Annotated in this window: 14 protein-coding genes and 2 tRNA genes; 7 read left to right on the top strand and 9 right to left on the bottom strand. The window is 77.9% G+C overall.

Translation table 11 applies throughout. The features are described 5' to 3' along the window. The first annotated feature begins 20 nt into the window (after positions 1–20). Positions 21–1,205 carry an ATP-grasp domain-containing protein gene (locus IU369_RS02520; protein ID WP_217922994.1) on the top strand — a complete coding sequence of 395 codons (1,185 nt, stop codon included), beginning with the start codon at positions 21–23 and terminating at the stop codon, positions 1,203–1,205. A 33-nt stretch (positions 1,206–1,238) separates the two neighbouring features. On the opposite strand, the gene IU369_RS02515 is transcribed toward IU369_RS02520, so the two are convergent. Further along, positions 1,239–2,786 carry a PQQ-dependent sugar dehydrogenase gene (locus IU369_RS02515; RefSeq protein WP_217922993.1) on the bottom strand — a complete coding sequence of 516 codons (1,548 nt, stop codon included), beginning with the start codon at positions 2,784–2,786 and terminating at the stop codon, positions 1,239–1,241. Positions 2,787–2,973: 187 nt separating this feature from the next. Between IU369_RS02515 and IU369_RS02510 the strand changes: the two genes are divergently transcribed. After that, positions 2,974–3,630, top strand: coding sequence for a hypothetical protein (locus IU369_RS02510; protein ID WP_217922992.1), 657 nt, complete (start codon positions 2,974–2,976; stop codon positions 3,628–3,630). On the opposite strand, the gene IU369_RS02505 is transcribed toward IU369_RS02510, so the two are convergent. After that, positions 3,627–5,372, bottom strand: coding sequence for a GAF domain-containing protein (locus tag IU369_RS02505; protein ID WP_217922991.1), 1,746 nt, complete (start codon positions 5,370–5,372; stop codon positions 3,627–3,629). The genes IU369_RS02510 and IU369_RS02505 overlap by 4 nt on opposite strands. Positions 5,373–5,493: 121 nt before the next feature. On the opposite strand from IU369_RS02505, the gene IU369_RS02500 reads away from it, so the two are divergent. Together IU369_RS02500 and IU369_RS02495 are read left to right on the top strand one after the other, a co-directional pair. After that, positions 5,494–6,093, top strand: coding sequence for an HtaA domain-containing protein (locus IU369_RS02500; RefSeq protein ID WP_217922990.1), 600 nt, complete (start codon positions 5,494–5,496; stop codon positions 6,091–6,093). Between the two features lie 56 nt (positions 6,094–6,149). Continuing rightward, positions 6,150–7,376 carry a winged helix-turn-helix domain-containing protein gene (locus IU369_RS02495; RefSeq protein WP_217922989.1) on the top strand — a complete coding sequence of 409 codons (1,227 nt, stop codon included), beginning with the start codon at positions 6,150–6,152 and terminating at the stop codon, positions 7,374–7,376. Between the two features lie 140 nt (positions 7,377–7,516). On the opposite strand, the gene IU369_RS02490 is transcribed toward IU369_RS02495, so the two are convergent. Beyond that, positions 7,517–8,962, bottom strand: coding sequence for a trypsin-like peptidase domain-containing protein (locus tag IU369_RS02490; RefSeq protein WP_217922988.1), 1,446 nt, complete (start codon positions 8,960–8,962; stop codon positions 7,517–7,519). Positions 8,963–9,085: 123 nt separating this feature from the next. Between IU369_RS02490 and IU369_RS02485 the strand changes: the two genes are divergently transcribed. Beyond that, positions 9,086–9,157 (top strand) — tRNA-Val (locus IU369_RS02485). Between the two features lie 28 nt (positions 9,158–9,185). After that, positions 9,186–9,260, top strand: a tRNA-Asp gene (locus IU369_RS02480). Between the two features lie 65 nt (positions 9,261–9,325). Here IU369_RS02480 and IU369_RS02475 read toward each other — a convergent pair. After that, positions 9,326–10,222, bottom strand: a complete 897-nt coding sequence (locus IU369_RS02475) for a calcium-binding protein (protein ID WP_217922987.1) — start codon at positions 10,220–10,222, stop codon at positions 9,326–9,328. 153 nt (positions 10,223–10,375) lie between these two features. Continuing rightward, positions 10,376–11,107: a ZIP family metal transporter gene (locus IU369_RS02470; RefSeq protein ID WP_217922986.1), complete on the bottom strand. Its 732-nt coding sequence runs from the start codon at positions 11,105–11,107 to the stop codon at positions 10,376–10,378. A gap of 332 nt (positions 11,108–11,439) precedes the next feature. On the opposite strand from IU369_RS02470, the gene IU369_RS02465 reads away from it, so the two are divergent. After that, positions 11,440–12,882, top strand: coding sequence for a pyridoxal phosphate-dependent decarboxylase family protein (locus tag IU369_RS02465; RefSeq protein ID WP_217922985.1), 1,443 nt, complete (start codon positions 11,440–11,442; stop codon positions 12,880–12,882). Here the strand turns inward: IU369_RS02465 and IU369_RS02460 are convergent. The 4 genes from IU369_RS02460 to IU369_RS23795 all read right to left on the bottom strand — a co-directional run bounded on the left by IU369_RS02460 (position 12,849) and on the right by IU369_RS23795 (position 16,113). Continuing rightward, positions 12,849–13,508 carry a carboxylesterase family protein gene (locus IU369_RS02460; RefSeq protein ID WP_217922984.1) on the bottom strand — a complete coding sequence of 220 codons (660 nt, stop codon included), beginning with the start codon at positions 13,506–13,508 and terminating at the stop codon, positions 12,849–12,851. The two genes, IU369_RS02465 and IU369_RS02460, sit on opposite strands and share 34 nt — an antisense overlap. After that, positions 13,505–13,894 (bottom strand): hypothetical protein, encoded by a 390-nt coding sequence (locus IU369_RS02455; protein WP_217922983.1) that lies wholly within the window; start codon positions 13,892–13,894, stop codon positions 13,505–13,507. The genes IU369_RS02460 and IU369_RS02455 overlap by 4 nt, the downstream gene beginning before the upstream one ends. Further along, complete coding sequence (locus IU369_RS02450) at positions 13,891–15,402, bottom strand: OmpA family protein (RefSeq protein WP_217922982.1); 1,512 nt, start codon at positions 15,400–15,402, stop codon at positions 13,891–13,893. The genes IU369_RS02455 and IU369_RS02450 overlap by 4 nt, the downstream gene beginning before the upstream one ends. A gap of 129 nt (positions 15,403–15,531) precedes the next feature. Further along, on the bottom strand, positions 15,532–16,113 hold the full coding sequence (locus tag IU369_RS23795) for a methyl-accepting chemotaxis protein (protein ID WP_425516808.1): 582 nt from the start codon (positions 16,111–16,113) through the stop codon (positions 15,532–15,534). Positions 16,114–16,182: the final 69 nt, after the last annotated feature.

The raw sequence follows: 16,182 nt of genomic DNA, 5'->3' as shown, positions 1-16,182 counted from the left end.
CCGGTCTACCGTCGGTGGGGATGCGCACGGCCGCCACCCACCGCCCGCCCGCCCGCCCCGCGACGGTGCTGGTCCTCTGGGTCGGGCACCGCCCCGGGCCGTGGGTCCGTCGCTCGCTGGCGGCGGCCGGCCACCGCGTGCTGCCCGCCCACCCGGAGGGCGCGCCCGGAGGCCGGCCCGTCGGGGCGCGCGAGCCCCTGCGCTACCCCTCGCCCACCCGGTCGCCCGACGCGTTCGTGCGGTGGGTCCGCGAGACCTGCCGCATCTCGGGGGTGGACGTCGTGCTGTCCCTCGACGAGGACATCACCCGCCTCCTCGCGCCGCACGCCCCCCGCCTCGGCGGCGCGCGGGTCGCCGGCCCCGACGCCCGCCAGTACCGGATGCTCTGCGACAAGGGCGCCCTCGGTGCGACGGCGGCGGCGGCCGGGGTGCGTCGCCCCGCCGCGGTGGCCGTCGGCGCCGACGGGCCGCGGGGCGACTGGCCGCCGCTCCCGTGCGTGGTGAAGCCCCACCGGTCGACCGCCGACACCGGCGACCTCCCCGCGGTCCGCGTCGTCCACGACGCCGCGGCGCGCGACCGCGCCGTCGCCGATCTGGTGGACGCCGGCCTCGGGGCCGTCGTCGAGGAACGGGTCGCCGGCGAGCAGTGGGTCGCCCACTGCGTCCGTGCCGCCGACGGCGGGTTCGCGGGCGTCGCGGCGCGCGTCCGCGAGACCGCCCCGCGCGACGCCGGGACGCCCTCGGTGCTGGACGTCGTCGGCGACCATCCGCCGGTGCTGGACGCCGCGCGCCGCCTCTTCGCGCACGCCGGCTACGTCGGCCTCGGCAACGCCCAGTTCCTCGTGCGCGGCGGGGAGGTGCTGGTGCACGACGTCAACCTGCGCCCGCCGGCGTCGATCGGCCTGGCGGTGAGGGCGGGCTTCGACGCGCCCGCCTGGGGCGTGGCGGCGGTGCTCGGCGACGCCCGCGGCATGTCGGCGCCGCCGGTGCGCCCGTTCCGGTACGTCTCCGGCGACGGGGAGGCCCAGGTCGTCGCGGCGCACCTGCGCACCGACGGGGGGCGGCGGGCGGCGCCGGTCGCCGCCCGCGTCCTCGCGGCGGGCCTGCCGGGCGGCGGCATGATGGACCCGCCGCTCACGGACCTGGCCTGGCTCGGCGACCATGTCGGGCGGGTCGCCCGCCGGGCGGCCGGGCGGGCCGTCTGAGGGTCCGGGGGGCCTCCGCCGCCCGGACGCGGGTCAGCGCGTGCCGACCCGCCGGGTCAGGGTGTTGGCGCGCTTCAGCGCCGTCTCGGTGAGCCGCTGCAGGGCGATCACCTGCGCCGCGGTGGCGGGCCGGTTGCTCGGGCCGCGGCCGAGGCGCAGCGCCGGCGGGAGGGCGGGGCGCCGGCCGGTGACGCGGCGGGAGACGGTCGCGTGGAGGCGCAGGGCCGAGAGGGCGATGCGCTGGGTGATCACGACCTGGCGGGCCGTGGCGCGCAGGCTGCGGGCCCGCGGCGTCGGGCAGAGGCGCGGGGCGGGACGACCCGCGACCCGGGCGTCGAGGATGCGCATCCGCCGCAGGGCGAGCTGCGCGACGCGCTGGGCCTTCGCGGTGCGGCGGGCGAGCGGGCCGGTGACGACCGGTCCACCGCGCGCCGGCCGCGGGCAGGCGCGGGGGCGGGGCGTCGTCGGCACCGGCGCGGGGGCCCCGGCGGGGGCCGCCGGCGGCACGATCCGGATGATCTGGTCGTCACCGGTGCGGGGGCTGCCGAGCGCGTCGCGGTTGCTCGTGCCGAACCAGATCGACCCGTCCGGGGCCTCCGCGATCGCGCGGAGGCGGCCGTAGGTGTTGACGACGAGGGGCTCGTCGGCCGTGACGCGGCTGCCGTTGAACGTGAGCAGGCGGAGCTGCTGACCGCGGAGCGCCGTGACGATCGCCCGGCCGGTCCACGTCGAGCCGCCCTGCGTGACGAACATGATCGAGGTCGGGGCGATGGTGGTCGCCCACAGGTGCGACGGCGAGGCGAAGGGGCGCTGGTCCGCGCCGCGCCGCGCCGGCCAGCCGTAGTCGGCGCCCGCCTGGATCAGGTTGAGCTCGTCGTCGCCGCTCGCGCCGTCGAAGCCGCTCGGCCCGTGGTCGGTCGCCCACAGCAGGTTGCTGCCGGGCTGCCACGCGAGGCCCTGGGGGTGGCGCAGGCCGCTCGCGATGCGCGCGGGGGTGACCGTGCCGCCGCGGAACGCCCCCGGGGGGACGCGCAGGATCTTCCCGCTCAGGGAAGCCGGGTTCTGCGAGTTGGCGCGGGTGCCGGCGTCGCCGGTGCCGAGGTACATGCCGCCGTCCGGGCCGAACCGCACCCGGCCGGAGCCGTGGGTGGCGCCCGAGGGGATGTCCTGCAGGACGACGGCCTCGAACGTGAGCGTGGAGCCCGCGAGGCGCCACCGCTGCACCTGCAGCTCGCCGCCGACCGTGAGGGACAGGTAGACGAACGGCGCGGCGGCGGAGAACGCCGGGTCGATCGCGACGCCGAGCAGGCCGCCCTCGCCGGTCGCGTTCACCGCGGGCGACGCGACCGGGTCGGGCGCGAGGACGCCGTCGGCGCCGATGATGCGGACGTCGCCGCCGCGCTCGGTCACGAGGGCGCGGCCGTCCGGGAGGAACGCGATGTCCCACGGGATCGCGAGGCCGCGGGCGACGACCGAGTACTCGGGTCCGCCGGCGGCCCGCACGGGCGCGCCGGCCGCGGGTCCGGCGAGGACCGCCGCGCCGGCGATCACGAACGCGAGCAGGGCGAGCAGGGGTGTCATGGCGCGCCGGGCTGCGATGGCGGAACTCTGCCGGTTCGCCCCGCCACCTGCCAACTCCGGGGCGATCCCGTCTCACCAGGCGGGTCGTCCGTCACCGGGGATCCTGGGACATCCGCGCGGCGGCGGTAGCCTGCGCCCGTCCCGGCGGGCCGCGCCCGGCGCCCGCCCCCCGCCCTGCGAGGTCGCGATGCCGTCCCCCTCCCGCCGCCCGATGGTCGCCGTCGCGACCGCGGCGCTCGTGCTGCTGCCCGCCGGCCTGGCCACCGCCGCCGGCCCGCCCCTCGGGTCCTTCGTTCCGGACGGCTTCCGCGTGGCGACGACGATCCGGGCGGACATCGGCGGGACCCCCGCGGCCGACGCGGTGCTCGTGCTGGTCGCCACCCCGGGGACGCCCCAGGACGACGGCGGCCCGGCGCGCGCGGCGCGGCGCCTGGTGCTGCTGAAGGCGCGGGCCGACGGCGGCTTCGTCCAGATCGGGGAGGGCCGCCGGATCCTGCTGTGCACCCGCTGCGGCGGGGCGTTCTTCGGGGTCGCCCGGACCCCCGTGACGGTGCGGGTGCGCGACGGCGTCGTCACGGTCGCCCAGGAGTCCGGCTCCCGGACGGTCACGTCGCAGCGGTTCCGCATCCGCTCGGAGGGGGCGACCGGCACCCGCCTGATCGGCGTCGACGTGCGCACCCGCGACCGCCTCACGGGCGCCGAGGTGGCGTCGCGCACGAACCTGCTGACCGGGGCCCGCGAGGTGGTGCGGACCACCGCCGACGGACGGCGGACGGTGCGGCGGACGACGGTCCCCGTGCGCATCACCCCGCTCGAGGCGGTCGTCGCCGCCCGGTACCGCTAGGCCGAGGGCGACGGCCGGTCGAGGAGCCGGCCGAAGTCCGCCATGAGCGACTGCAGCGGCGGTGCGCCCACCGGCGCCCCCGCCGCGTGCGCCCGCGTCGCGACGAGGCTCACGAACCACTCCACGGCCTCGGCGTCCGGGACGGGCGTGCCGGGCGGCGTCCAGTCGGTGATCGCGCCGATCTCCCCCCCGTCGGGTCCCCGCAGGGCCCGGCGGACCGGCGCGACGTCCGGCAGGTCGGCGGCGTGGGCGAACCCGACGGCCGCGCGGGCCGACGCCGCGCCGGTGTCGAAGTGCACCTCGCACCGGACGGCGCCGGTCAGGCGGGCCGCCCCCGCGGCGGCCGCCTCCGCGAGGGTCGCGGGGTCACCGGCGGCGAAGACCGCCCCGCACGCCGCGGCGAAGCGACGCATCGTCCGCTCCGCCCGCAGTGCGCGGCGATGCCCCTCCCGCTCGACGTCGATGGCCTGCAGCGACGCCATCGCCTGCCCGGCGACGGTCGCGGCGGCGGTGAGGAATGCGCGTTCCGCGGCGCCGAAGGCGCGGTCCCCGGTCCAGCTGAGCGCCATGCCGCCGATGGTGTGCCCGCGGCCGGGGAGCGGCAGCACCGCCGACGCCGCGAACCCCGCGTCGCCGTGGAGCCGCACGCTGTGCGGGAAGCGGGCCCGCCAATCGGCCTCGGAGCCCATCCAGATCGCGTCGCCGGTGCGGACCGAGACGGACAGGGGGAAGTCGGCGGACAGCGGGAACCGCGCGAACGGCTCCGTCAGCTCCGGCGGCCACCCGGGCGTCGCGAGGAACTCCAGCTCGTCGTCGCCGGAGAACACCGCGAGCAACGCGGCCCCCGCGCCGAGGGCGCCCATCACGACCTCGAGGAACGCCCGGGCCGCCTCGGCCGGCGTCCCGGCGGTGGCCTGCGCGCGGGCGACGGCGGCCAGCGCGTCGATCCGGCTCGTCGCGTCCCGCGCGTCGCGGCGGGCGGTGGTGGTGTCCTCGGCCGTGACGAGGTAGCCGGTCACCCGCCCCCCCGGGCCGATCTCGGGGATGCCGCGGAGGCGCACGACCCGCTCGACGCCGTCGGCGCACCGCACGGGGGCCTCGACGTCGTACGACCGGCCCTCGTCGCGCGCGGCCCGCGTCGCGCGGGCGGTGGCGCCCCCGTCGGAGGGGTCGGCGGCCGCGACGGGGTCGCGGCGGCCGCGACCGCCGAGGAGGTCGATGGCGGGACGGTTCGCGAACCACGCCGTCCCGTCGGGTCGCGTCAGCCACAGCGGCACGGGCATCAGGTCGGCGAAGGCCTGCAGCAGCTCGGGCCCGGCCTCCCCGCCGGCGGGGACCGCGAGGGCGGGCGCGTCGGCGCCGTCCAGGGCGTCGCGGAGGGCCACCAGGCGACCGAGGCTCGCGGTGAGCCCGTGCAGGTCGTCGTCCCCGTCGACCGGGACGCCCGTCGCGGCGGCGCGGATGCCGTCGGCGTGCGCGGCGATCGCCTCGGCGGTCCCCGCCCGGAGGACCGCGGCCTCGTCGGGGCCGAGGTCGACCGCCGGCGGGGCTCCCCCCGTCGTGCCGAGCCGCCCGAAGAGGGCGGCGCAGGCGTGCAGCCGCGCCATCGCCGCGGGCTCCCCACCCGCCGCGTCCTGCGACAGGCGCGCCAGCACGGCGACCAGGACGGCGCGCGCGGCGCGCACGTGGGCCCCGGTGAGGCGCGGGGGGTGCGGCGACGTCGCGGGGTCGTGCGGCTCCACCCGCGCAGCATGGTGCACGGCCGCGCCGCCGCGCAAATCGCGGGGGACCACGCCCTCAACCGATCGGGGGCCGCGCCACGGACATCACCCGTACCCAAACGAACGACGGGAGAGATCGATCGTGAGACGGTTCCTGCGCCTACCCCTGCTCGCCGCGCTGGTCGCGGCCCTGGCCCTCGGGCTCGTGGCCTGCGGCGACGATGACGACGACGCCGCCACCCCGGCCACCACCGCCGAGGCACCGGCGTCACTGACCCTGACGGGTGAGGGCACCACCCTGGCCCTCGACTCCGGGACGGCCGAGGTCCTCGCGGACAACATGGTCGAGGTCGCCCCGATCGACCCCGCCACCGCGGGCGACGACGGCATCACCTTCCCGATCACGGGTGGCACGGTCGAGTCGGAGAGCCTCGCCGGCACCATCGAGCACAGCGGCGGCCTGGTCTTCACGGCGGGCGGCACCGAGCTCGAGCTGACCGACTTCGTCATCGACACCGCCGCCGGCACGCTGTCGGCGACCGCGGGCGGCGCCCAGGTGCCGATCCTCGACGTGGACCTGACGGGCCTGGAGCGCAGCGACGACATGGGCACGATCGTCCTCGAGGGCATCACGGTGACCCTCAGCGCCGACGGCGCCGCGGCCCTGAACGACACCTTCGGCGTGACCCTCTTCGAGGAGGGCCTCGCCATCGGCGACGTGACGGTGCGCGCCACCGCCTGACCGGACCGGGGGCCCGCCGGGCATCCGGCGGGCCCCGTCCGTACCGTCCCGCGGTGATGCCCCCACCGCGGACCGAGATCTCGGCGGCGCAGGCGCGCCGCATCGCCCTCCGGGCGCAGGGGTTCGGGCCTCCGCGCCCGCCGGGCCGGATCGACCGCCGCCACGCGCGGCGCGTGCTCGACCGGGTCGGCCTCATCCAGATCGACTCGGTCAACGTGCTGGTGCGCTCCCAGGAGCTCCCCCTGTTCGCCCGGCTCGGCCCGCACCCCCGCGACCTGCTGCCGCGGATGGCCGCCGACGGCGAGCTGTTCGAGTTCTGGTGCCACGAGGCGTCGCTGCTGCCCGTCGCGATGTGGCCGCTGATGGGGTGGCGGATGGCCCGGGCGGAGGAGCTGATGTGGGCCGGCACCGCCGCCGTCGCCCGCGAGGACCCGGGGTACGTGGCCGCGGTGCTCGACGAGGTCCGCGCCCGGGGCCCGATCACGGCGGGCGAGCTGTCGGACCCCGGTGACCCCGTGCCGGGGATGTGGGGGCGCAGCCCCGGCAAGCGGGCGCTCGAGCACCTCTTCTGGCGTGGCGAGGTCTCGGCGCGGCGGCGGCCGTCGGACTTCGCCCGCGTCTACGACCTGACGGAGCGGATCATCCCGGAGCACATCCGCGCCCTGCCGGTGCCGGGGGAGGAGGAGGCGGTGCGGCAGCTGCTGCTGTCGGCGGCGCGGTCGCTGGGGGTGGCGACGGCGCGCGACCTCTGCGACTACCACCGCCTCAACGTCCCCCGCACGCGGCCGCGGGTGGCGGAGCTCGCCGAGGACGGGCGCCTGTGGCCCGTCACCGTCCGCGGCTGGGACGCGCCCGCCTTCCTCCACCCCGACGCGGAGCTGCCGCGCCGGGTGCGGGCACGGGCGCTGCTGTCGCCGTTCGACTCCCTCGTGTGGGACCGGGCGCGCACCGAGCGGATCTTCGGGTTCCGCTACCGCATCGGCATCTACACCCCCGCCCACCGGCGGGAGCACGGCTACTACGTGCTGCCGTTCCTGCTCGGCGACGACCTCGTCGCGCGGGTCGACCTGAAGGCGGACCGCGCCGCGGGGACCCTGCGGGTGCCGGAGGCGCACGCCGAGCCGGGCCACGCGACGGCCGACGTCGCGGACGCCCTCGCCGCGGAGCTGGTGGACATGGCGCGGTGGCTCGGCCTGCGGGGCATCGACGTCGCCGGCCGCGGCGACCTCGCCCCCGCGTTGTCGGCCGCGGTCGCCACCCGGGCATCGTCTCTAGACGGGTAGGCCCCCGCGGGCCCCGTGGCGATACTCACTGCACAACGGGTGCCCACCTCCCTCGGGCCGCCCCTCATACACCGCGATCGCAGGGCAACGGTCGCACCGACGGGCGCCGGGTCACTCCGGCGCCCGTCGCGCGTCCGGGCCTACTCGAACCGGACGGCGACGTCCCGCCGCCCCGGCCGGTTCGGCTCGGCGACGGTGAAGGTCGCCTCGGTGCCGCTCTCGCCCCCGCCGATCGCCGCGCAGTAGGCGGGGAGGCTGCCGTCCATCGGCCGGCCGTTGACGGCGGTGACGAGGACGGGCTCCCGGCCGAAGCCCGCCTCCTCCGCGGGGCTCCCCGGCACGACGGTCTGCACGACGAGGCCGGGCGCGGCGGGCAGGCCGGCGGATGCGAGGTCGGCGGCGAACTCGCCGGGGTCGGTGACGTGGACGAGCCCCATGCCGGTGAACCCGATCGACCGGCCGCGGCGGAGCTGCGGGACGATCTCCTTCACGCGGTCGACCCCGATGGCGTACCCCTGGCCCTGGATCGCCCGGCCGCCGAGCAGGGTGATGCCCGCGGAGTTCACGCCGACGAGGCGGCCCTGGGTGTCGACGAGGGGGCCGCCGGAGTTGCCGGGGTTGATGACGGCGTCGGTCTGGATGACGTTCGGGTACTGCGGGACGTCGACGCCCGCGAGGTCGAAGCGGGTGCTCACGACGGAGACGACCCCCGTCGTGGGGACGAGGTTGGCGCGCTCGGACGCGGTGCCGGGGAAGCCCACGGCGACGACGGTCTGCCCCTGGCGGAGGTCGCCCTGCGACCCGAGGGGCAGCGTCACCAGCTCGGACGTGTCGTCGACCTGCAGCAGCGCGAGGTCCTCGCACGGCGCCGCCCCGACGAGCTCCGCGGGGCGTTGTGCGTCGTCGACGCCGACGGTCCAGCCGGTGCCGCCGTTGGTGACGTGGTTGTTCGTGACGACGAGGCCCTGCTCCGCGTCGAGCACCCAGCCGGTGCCGCTGCCCTGAGGCTCGCCGTCGACGAGCGTCGTGATCGCAACCGTCGAGGGGCGGACCCGGTCGACGATCTCGGGGATCGTGGCCTCCGCCGGCGTGTCGTCGTCACCCCCGAACGCGCCGGTGACGGCGAGGACGACCACGACGGCCGCCACGACCACGGCCGCCGCCCCGGCGGCGACGGCCCAGCGGGTGGTGCGGCGCAGGCGGACGCGCTCGATCACCGACGGCGACGGGGTGCCCGCCGCCGGGGGCGCCCCGGCGGGCGCGGCGGCGCCCACGACCGTCGCGGTGGACGAGACGGGCTGCTGCGAGGTGGTCATCGACGTGTCGCCGACGCGGATCTCCTCGCCGCCGGAGAGGGTCACGGGCCCGGCGAGGAGGTGGCCGTTGACGTAGGTGCCGTTGGCCGACCCGAGGTCGTGGAGCTCGGCGCGGCCGTCGTCGCGGACCCGCAGGTACGCGTGTCGCCGCGACACGCGGCCGTCGCGCAGGGTGAGGTCGCAGCCGGGGTCCCGTCCGAGCTCGAAGCGCTCGCCCGACGCCCGCACGCTGCGGCCCTTCTCCGCGCCCGACGTGATCGTGAGCCACATGCCTGGTCTCCTCGCCCGGGACGCCGGGAAACTACCGCGCGGGGGCCCGCGGGGTCATCCCCCCGCGCCGCCTGCGACGGCGGGCCCCCGGCTGGTATCGTTCGCCGTCGCCGTACGAGGTGCGGGCGGTTAGCTCAGCGGTAGAGCGCCTGCTTTACACGCAGGTGGCCGGCGGTTCGAACCCGTCACCGCCCATTCTCCGTCCGTCCCGCGCTGCGTCGCTGGGGGTGTAGCTCAGATTGGTTAGAGCACCGGACTGTCAATCCGGAGGCCGCGGGTTCGAGTCCCGTCACTCCCGCTGAAGACGAGAGCCCGCTCACGAGCGGGCTCTCGCCGTTCCGGGGCCGCCCCGGGGCCCGCGTGTCAGCGGAGGACGCCGGTCGGGCGCACCCGGACCGTCCCGCCCTCCAGGCGGTACGCCACCCGCACCCACCCGCGGAGGGTCACGCCGCGGTGGCGCACCGAGACGCCGGGGAACCCGACGGCGGTCCGCGACAGGCGGCGCGGGACGCCGAGGGTCCGGTCCGTCCCCCGTCGCCACGCCACGTACCAGGACCGCAGGGCGTGGTCCGTCCAGTGGCGGGCCTGCGCCGTCGTCATCGTCGGCAGCGCCGGCGGCGGCGGCAGGTCCACCCGGACGCACCCGGCGTAGGTCGTGTCCTCCCTGTCGGCGATGACGACGTCGGAGCCCACGCCGCACGAGACCTCGTCGGCCTCCCCGTCGCGGGCGTTGATGGTGTCGCCGCCCCCCGCCTCGACGGTGAGGGAGTCGCCGTAGAGCCGGTCGTGGCCCGGTCCGCCGTCGAGGACGTCGCCGCCGTGGCCCCCGTGGATGACGTCGTCACCGGCGTCGCCGTACAGGCTGTTCGCCTCGGAGTCGCCGTTGATCTCGTCGTCGCCCGGCCCGCCGTGGACGACGCCGAGGAACCCCGCGAGCGTGCCGATGGTGTCGTCGCCCCCGCCGAGGTCGGCGTCGATCCGGCGGCCGAACAGCGTCCCGCAGTGGACGGTGGTCGGGTCCTGCGGGGTGCAGCCGGCGCCCGCGGAGATCCCGGCGCCGTCACGGATGAGGCTCGCCCCGAGCCCGCCGCCCGTGACGATCGACGACCACTCGTCGCCTCCGGTGATCGTGATCGTCGCCCCGTCGGTGCTCGCCGTCGAGGCGACCCCGTGGGTGGGCGCGACCACCGCCGCCGCGGCGACCAGACCCACCGCCGCGCGCCGCAGGCGGCGCCTCCCCGTCCCCCGCATCCCGGTCATGGACGACCCCGATCATCGGCTGCGGACATCGCGGCGAGCGTCCCACCGCGCCGCGTCCGCTCCATCCGAGGGGACGCGGACGCCCGCTGCCGGATTCCCGTGCGCCCGCGTGGACCCGCCCGGAGCGGGGCCGGGGGCCCGGCCCGGACGCGGTCAGGAGAACGCGCGGTCGAGCGTCAGCATGAGGAGGAACCCGGCCAGCAGCGCGAGCGTCGCCGCGCGCTCGTTGCCGCGGGCGAAGCACTCGGGGAGCAGCTCGTCCACCACCACGTAGACCATCGCCGCCGCCGCGAAGGCCATCCCGGCGGGGAGCAGGACGCCCGCGACGCTGAGGGCCGCGAAGCCCGCGAGGGCGGCGGGGGGCTCGACCAGCCCGGTGGCCGCCCCGATCGCCGCCACCTGCGTGCGGCGCACGCCGGCGTCGAGCAGGGGCACCGCCGCGACGAAGCCCTCCGGGACGTTCTGGATCGTGATCGCCAGCGCGACGGGGACGCCGAGCCCGGCCCCGCCGGCGGCGAAGGCCACCCCCACCGCGAGCCCCTCGGGGATGTTGTGGATCGTCAGCGCGGTGAGGAGGAGGGTCGCCCGCCGCCGGGGCCCCACCCGGCCCGGGTCGACGCCGCCGCGCTCGGTGAACCGCTCGTGGGCGTGCGGTATCCGCAGGTCGAGCGCCGCCATCGTCGCCCCCCCGAGGGCGAACCCGGCGGCGACCTCCCCGAGCGTGCCGCGCTCGAGGGCGGGCACCAGCAGGCTGAAGCAGGACGCCGCGAGCATCACGCCGGCCGTGGAGCCGAGGAGCAGGTCCAGGGCACGGCCCGAGCCGGGGCTCCCGATCAGGATGGCCAGCCCCCGGCCGCGGTCCCGACGGCGGGCGCGAGCATCCACAGCAGCTCCTCCGTGCCCATGGGCCCCTCCGCGGATCCCCGGTGGCGCGGACGACACGCCCGCGCCGTGGTCGACGGGAGTGTCGGGGGGCGGGACGGGGGCGGCGACCGGGCCGGCCCCGATCCCTGGGGAGGGGAAACCGCCGGACCGGGCGGGGCGTTGCCCGGCCCGCTGCACCCGGGGTAGCCTCGACCGGGGCGCCCGCGAGACGGCGCCCGGTGGCCGAGGACGGAACGGGACAGGGACCACGTGGCGACCCCCGCACGCACCCACGACCCGGTCGGCGCGCGCGGCGCCGACGCGCCCCCGCCCGGCTGAGCGGGCCGGCCCCGGTGCCCCCGTCCCCCTACGACCCCGCGCTCGCGGCCGCGGCGCATGCCGCCCGGGAGTGGCTGGACGGGCTCGACCGCCGCCCCGTCGGCCCCCGCCGGGACGCGCACGCGATGCTGGCCGCGTTCGACGGGCCGCTCCCCGAGCACGGGGAGGACGCGGCGGAGGTCGTGCGCGACCTGGCGGCGCGCGCCGAGCCCGGCCTCATGGCGACGGGTTCCGGGCGCTTCCACGGCTGGGTGATCGGCGGGGCGATGCCCGCGCCCATCGCCGCCGACTGGCTCGTCAGCGCCTGGGACCAGAACTGCGCCATGGCGGAGCCGTTCCCGGCCACGACGATGATCGAGCAGGTCGCCGCCGGGTGGGTGCTGGAGCTGCTGGACCTGCCGCGCGCCGCGTCGGTCGGGTTCGTGACCGGCGGCCAGACGGCGAACACCGTGTGCCTCGCCGCGGCACGCGGGCGGGTGCTCGACCACCACGGCTGGGACGTCGAGCGCGACGGGCTGCAGGGCGCCCCGCGGGTGCACGTCGTCGTCGGCGCGCAACGCCACGACACCGTCGACGTCGCGCTGCGGCTCCTCGGCCTCGGCGGCGCGACGGCCCACGTCGTCGCCGCCGACGACGCCGGCCGGATGCGGCCGGACGCCCTCGCCGCCACCCTCGCCCGCCTCGACGGGCCGGTCGTCGTGTGCGCCCAGGCCGGCAACGTCAACGGCGGCGGCATCGACCCCCTCGACGCGATCGCCGACGCGCTCGACGCGCACGGCCGGGACGGCGCGTGGCTCCACGTGGACGGCGCGTTCGGCCTGTGGGCCCGCGCCGCCCCCGCGCGCCGGACGCTCGTCGCCGGGGCCGAGCGCGCCGACTCGTGGGCGACGGACGCCCACAAGTGGCTCAACACGCCGTACGACTGCGGGCTCGCGATCTGCGCCGACGTCGCCGCCCACCGGCGGGCGATGGGGGTGCGCGCCGCGTACCTGCCGGACGGCGACGACGGCGGCCTCCGCGACCCCGTCGACGTCACCCCCGAGCTCTCGCGACGCGCCCGCGGCGTCCCCGTGTACGCCGCGATCCGCCAGCTCGGGCGCACCGGGGTCGCCGAGGTGGTCGAGCGGTGCTGCGCGATGGCCGAGCGGTACGCCGAGCGCCTCGGCGCCGCCGACGGCGTCACCGTGCTCGGGTGCCGGCTGAACCAGGTGGTCGTCGCCCTCCGCGACCCCGGCGACCGCGACGACGACGCCCACACCCGGCGGGTGCTCGCCGCCGTCCAGGCCGGGGGGACGGCCTTCCCGAGCGGCACCGTGTGGCGCGGCGTCGCCGGCATCCGCATCTCCGTGAGCAACTGGCGCACCGGCCCCGACGACGTCGACCGCACCGTCGCCGAGGTCCTCGCCGCCCACCGCGGCGTCGCTCAGGCGGACCTCCAGCGGAGCAGCCACTCGTAGAGCTCCGCCCCCCGGTACACGTGGTCCCAGTAGGCGCCCACGTGGGCCCCGTCGGGATCGACCCGCAGACGGGTCCGCTCGTCCTCCGGCCGCGTCGCGAACAGCGCGCGCCGCACCTCGTCCGCGTCGACGAACTCGTCGCGCGCCCCGACCTCCACCCACGCCGGCACGCCCACCGCGGCCGCGACGTCGGGGATCGCCCACGAGACCGGCGCGATCGACGCGACCCCCGGCACCCGCGCCGCGACCTCCCAGGCGCCGACGGAGCCGAGGCTGATGCCCGTCACGTGCACCCGCGCCGGGTCCGCCCCGTGGCCGGCGACGAGCGCCGCGATCACCTCCCCCACCCGCTCCGCCTCGTCGGCCCAGGACCCCGCGGTCTGCGGCGACGCGACCAGGAACGGCGACGGCCCGCCCCCGGCGTCGGGCAGCTCGCCGCGTGCCGCGACCGCCGGCAGGGAGTGCGCGAGGAGCCGGTCGAGGGTGCCCACGCCGTCCCCGCGCTCGCCGACGCCGTGGAGGAACACGATCAGCGGGTGGCCGCCCGGCGGCGGGTCCGGTGCGGCGGGCGCCTGGAGCAGGCACGGCAGCGCCAGCGCCAGGCGCGACGCCGCGGGGCCGCTCACGCGCCGGGGCCGCGACCCGCGAGGATCGGGACGAGCCGCGCCACCAGCCGCTCGAGGGGGGCGGGCGACACGCCGTCGCGGAGCTCCACGACGAACGGGCCCCCCGGTGCGGCCGCCGCGAAGCGCAGCACCCCGCCGCCCCCGCGCACCTCCGGGTCGTCGTGGACGCCCGCGATCGACGCGAGGCCGGCCTCGGCCAGCACCCGCCGGACCTCCGCGACCGCCTCCGGGCCGAGCGGCGGCGCGGCCGTCCAGTCGCCGCCGTCGCGCATGCTCTCGTGGCGCCCGTCGTCCCAGACGCGCCAGCCCGACGAGACCCCCTCCGCCGTGAACACGGACTGCACCAGGGCCCCGTCGGGGAGGGGCGGGTCGCCCACGCCGGTCATGCCGGCAGCGAGCCGTCGGGCGACGGCGCGGGGACCGGGAAGTCACCCGGGCCGGTGACCTTCGGCGGCGCCGGGCGGACGCCCCAGGTGCCCGTCGTGCCGGTGATGGTGCCGAGGGCCTCCAGGAACGTGACGTAGTGGTACGGCCGGACCTCGTCGCCGTTGCTCATGATGCTCTCGTCGTGGTGCGCCTGGATCGGCTGCTGCCCCGGGATGAGGCGCTCCGCCAGGGCCGAGTGGTCGGGGCGGGCGCCGACGGGACGGGCGGTGGCGGGCCCCCCGGGGACGGCGGGGTCCTCGGTCGGGTACTCGTCGTCGAGGCCGAGCATGTGGCCGAACTCGTGGACGACCACGGTGCGCGTCGCCTCGAACGCCCCCACGGTGATGCGCACGATCCGCCACGCCGGGTCGTCGGGCGCGGCGCCCGCCTCGCCCTCCGCCCGCACCTCCGGCGTCCGGTGCGGCGACCCCTTCACGATCGCGTCGGCGACGGCGTCCGCCCGCCGGCGCGACAGCGTGAAGTTGCGCTCCTCCTCGCCCTCGGCGCTGGCGTGGCCCGTCACGGTGACGGGGAACGGCGGGATGTCGGGGGCCCCGAGGGTCGCCCCGAAGGTCTGCAGGCGCGTCGCGTCCTCCGGCGTCAGGTCCGCCCCGCCCTTCGGGAAGGAGATCGTGCCGGGGTTGTCGGTGTCCACCTGGCCGTAGCGGGCGCGCGATCCGGTGGTGCGCGTGCGGTGGACGGAGTCGGGGTCGCCCGCCCCGCCCGCGTCCGCCGAGCTCTCGTGCAGGCGGCCCGTGTTCTGGTCGCCCCGCACCCCGGACCAGGTCATCGCCTCCGTCATGCCCGCGTCGTCGGGCCACTTGTTGACGGCCACCACCCACTGGGCCTTCCCCGGCCCCGTCTTCGGCGACTCCGCCACCACGACCCGCACGTTCACCGGGGGCAGGGACTCCCACCCGGGCTTCTGCGAGAAGAAGACGAACCGCTCGCTCCAGACCTCCTGGATCTGGGCGATCGCGCTCGCCGACCACGCGGCCTTCTCGTCGTCGGACCAGATGAACTGGTCGATCGTCCACCCCTTCGCGATCACGCCCGGCAACCCGCCGACCGCCGTCAGCCACGTCGGGTCGAGCAGGTTGCCGTCCCGGAAGTCGAAGTGGATCTTCACGGTGACCACCATGTCACCGGTCGTCGGCTCGTAGGCGAGGTCGAAGAGCCCGCCCCCGGTCGTCGGCTTCACGTCCTTGAAGACGTACGACATGCCCATGAACGCGACGAGGTCGGCGGGCGGCGCGGCCCCGGCGTCCGGGTCCGGGTCGCGGGCGAGCACGCCGCCGCGGCCCGCGATCAGGCGGCTGAGCGCGGCGTTGCCGCCGGCGCGCTGCAGGGCGAGGAGGGGGTGCGCGGCGGCGGGCTCGGGCCGCGGAGGGTCGGCGCGCGCGTCGGCGGGATCCACGCGTCCGGGCCACGCGCCGATGCGCGTGCGCCCTGCGGGCGGGACGGTCATCTCCCGGCCGATCGTACCCCCGGCCGTCGCGGCCGGGCAGGCCCTTCCGGGCAGACCATCGGGCACCGGGGACGGCACCCGCCGGGCCGGGCGCCCCGGGAGGGGGGGCGCCCGGCCCGGCGTGCCGGTTCAGCCGACCTGGAAGCGCCCGACCGACTCGGCGAGCCGCTCGGCGGTCCGGGCGAGCTGCTCGCTCGAGGCCGCGACCTCCTGGCTGGCCGCGCTCGTCTCGCGGGTCGCCGTGGAGACCTGCTCGGCGGTCGCCCGCGTCTCGCGCGTGACGGCCGAGACCTCGCGGGTCGCACCGGCGAGCTGGTCCACGCACCCGGAGGTGCGCTCGATGCTGCCGGCCAGCTCGCTGAACGCCGCGCGCGTCTGCTCGGACGCCGCGGACGCCGACTCGGCGAGCTTGCGGACCTCGTCGGCGACCACGGCGAAGCCGCGGCCCTGCTCGCCGGCGCGGGCGGCCTCGATGGCGGCGTTCAGGGCGAGGAGGTTCGTCTGGTCGGCGATCGAGGCGATCTCGACCGTCAGGCGCACGCCCCGCTCGGCCACGTCGCGGGCCTCGGAGGCCAGGGACACCGCCTCGTCGCCGACGCGGGCGGCCGTCTCGATCATCTGGTCCTGGCGGCCGGCGCCCTCGGCGACGCCCACCATCAGCTGGGCGATGCCGTCGACCGACGACCCCGTCTCCTCGGCGGTCGCGGACATCTCCTGCGACGCGGCGGCGAGGCTGCCCGCCATTCCGCGGATCTCGTCGATGACGGTGCCGAGCTCGCC

Source organism: Miltoncostaea oceani, from assembly GCF_018141545.1.
GTDB classification, from domain to species: Bacteria; Actinomycetota; Thermoleophilia; order Miltoncostaeales; family Miltoncostaeaceae; genus Miltoncostaea; species Miltoncostaea oceani.
Note: the sequence above shows the minus strand (reverse complement) of the source record. Positions and strands in the feature narration are given on the sequence as shown.